Origin of the sequence: Azovibrio sp. (genome assembly GCF_049658005.1) — a bacterium.
Lineage (GTDB): Bacteria > Pseudomonadota > Gammaproteobacteria > Burkholderiales > Rhodocyclaceae > Azovibrio.
The window spans coordinates 1-2,093 of sequence record NZ_JBASOH010000037.1; the positions used below are offsets into that span (position 1 = coordinate 1).

Consider the following 2,093-nt stretch of genomic DNA (forward strand, 5'->3'; position numbering starts at 1 on the left):
TTTATTTTAGTTTTTTTCTTTAGCAGCGCTGAAAATAATATAGATAGTACAATAACCGCGTAGGCTCCCAATGGGTTTGGCCCCCTGAGCGTGCTATTGATGCGAATAAAATCTTGATTTTGATCAACTGTTAGATATGGTTGGATAGTATTTTCGCCATAGCCAAGATAAATCAAAAAATCTTTCGGTAAAACAAAGACTTGCAAGATTGCAAAAACGGCAACTATTAAAGCTCCGATTATACCAACTCGCAAAAATAAATCTTTCTTTTCGGGGAATAATTGCAAGGCAACATAGACTAAAACAAAAAAGAACAAATATCTTAAGTCTATTATTAGTCCAGCTAAACTCGGCATTAATCCCTGATTATCAATAAAAAGTAGAACAAAATGCAAAAGTGCATAGACAGCAATCGTTAAAATAAGCGGGGTTTTTAATATATTGAATTTTTTATTTTTATATAAAAGATAGATAGCGATAAAACTCGCTATTAGCATTAAAATCTCTTTCCAAGATTTTATAAACAAACTATAGTCTGGAAAATTAGAACCTAACCAAACAGTTAGCGGAGCATGTAAGACAATCCCACCAAAAATTACCGACAGAAGGTTAATATATAACCTCTCAAAATAATTATTAATCTTACAAGACATTCTAACTATAGTATAAGGTATCTATTAGTCCTTAGCTATTGGAATTTGGCTATTGGCTAACTGCTATTTTCTATATTCATAAATAACAAAAATTATGAGTAATCATTAATTATTTTTTTTATTTTAGTAATGAAAAGACCCTTATCAAATCGCCTAGCTTTTCGTCTCAGTGTTCCTGGCAAAAAATTAGTTAATTCGGCTTTTTTGATTGCCTCAACTACAGATTCAGTTGTTTGTTCGTCGAATAAAATACCGCTTTCGCCGTCTTGAACAATGTCCAAAGCTCCGCCTTTTCCAAAAGCGATTACAGGCGCGCCAGCAGCCAATGCTTCAACTTGAACTATTCCAAAGTCTTCTTCGGCTGGAAAGATGTAACCTTTCGCATTATTTAAGGCCTCGGTCACGGCATCATCTGAAGCATCTCCAAATCTATCAGTGAAAAATTCAATCGTTGGCCCTGCCATTTCAACAAGTTTTTCATGTTCGCTACCATTGCCGTATACCTTTAAATTAACACCTAGTTTATTAGCAGCCGACACGGCTAAATCAATTCGTTTATAGGGTACCTGACGCCCTAAAGCAACATAATAATCACTTCTTTCGCGAGCTGGTGTAAATCGATTAACATCAACTGGCGGGTGAATTACAGTAGAACTTTTTCCATAATATTTTTTGATTCTTTTTTGAACTTCACTGCTATTAGCAATAAAGACATCGACTGCCTGAGCCGCTTTGTAGTCGGCTCTTTTAAGACTCGGTACGATAATTGGCATAGCAAGTTTAACTAACCAATTTAATTTGCCAAAGCCTGGATCTTTTCGATATTCGTTGTAATGACTCCAATAATAACGAATTGGCGTGTGACAGTAACAGATATGAATTTGACCTGGTCTGGTTTTTTTAACTTGTTTTGACTCAGCACTGCTACTACTGATAATAATATCGAATTCTGATAAATCTAGTTTTTGAAAAGCTTTAACGCGTAACATTGGGAAAAATTTATGTAATTTTCTAATCGGTTTTGGCAATTTCTGTAAATATGTCGTTCTAATATCCAAATTTTGAAAAGCTGGCATTTTTTCTGGCATGTAAGTTGATGTATAGATTGGAGCAGATGGAAAAGCTTCATGAAGCGCCAGCACAACATTCTCGGCCCCACCCATGTTGGTAAGCCAATCGTGCACAATAACAACCCGCGGCGATTGTTTGGCTAATGGAATTTGGCTATTAGAATTTGGCATTTTGTTTTTTTAATCCAGTCTTAAAAGCGTTAATTAATTTTTGACAACTAACACATTTTTCTAATAAAGAATCTAGTTCATTTTTACTAATATAATTCAACTTCTCAGATAGATATAGAAAATTTTTAGTTTCTAATAATGAACCGTATGCCATTGTATAAAAATGCAATTTATCGCTAATCGACGCCCTTCCAAATCC

General features: G+C 34.5%; 3 protein-coding genes. All 3 read right to left on the reverse strand.

Annotated features, from left to right (window positions below):
- Nucleotides 1–497: hypothetical protein (locus WBH99_RS03785; RefSeq protein WP_424218783.1), on the reverse strand; the 497-nt coding region annotated here is incomplete at its 3' end.
- Between the two features lie 248 nt (nucleotides 498–745).
- Nucleotides 746–1,894, reverse strand: a complete 1,149-nt coding sequence (locus tag WBH99_RS03790) for a glycosyltransferase (RefSeq protein ID WP_424218784.1) — start codon at nucleotides 1,892–1,894, stop codon at nucleotides 746–748.
- Nucleotides 1,881–2,093 (reverse strand): four helix bundle protein (locus WBH99_RS03795; RefSeq protein ID WP_424218785.1); only part of this gene is annotated, 213 nt, incomplete at its 5' end. The genes WBH99_RS03795 and WBH99_RS03790, both read right to left, overlap by 14 nt.

What these genes read in the sequence shown, in the direction of transcription:
- WBH99_RS03790 (WP_424218784.1), bottom strand. Translation starts at nt 1,894, where the DNA reads ATGCCAAATTCTAATAGCCAAATTCCATTAGCCAAACAATCGCCGCGG.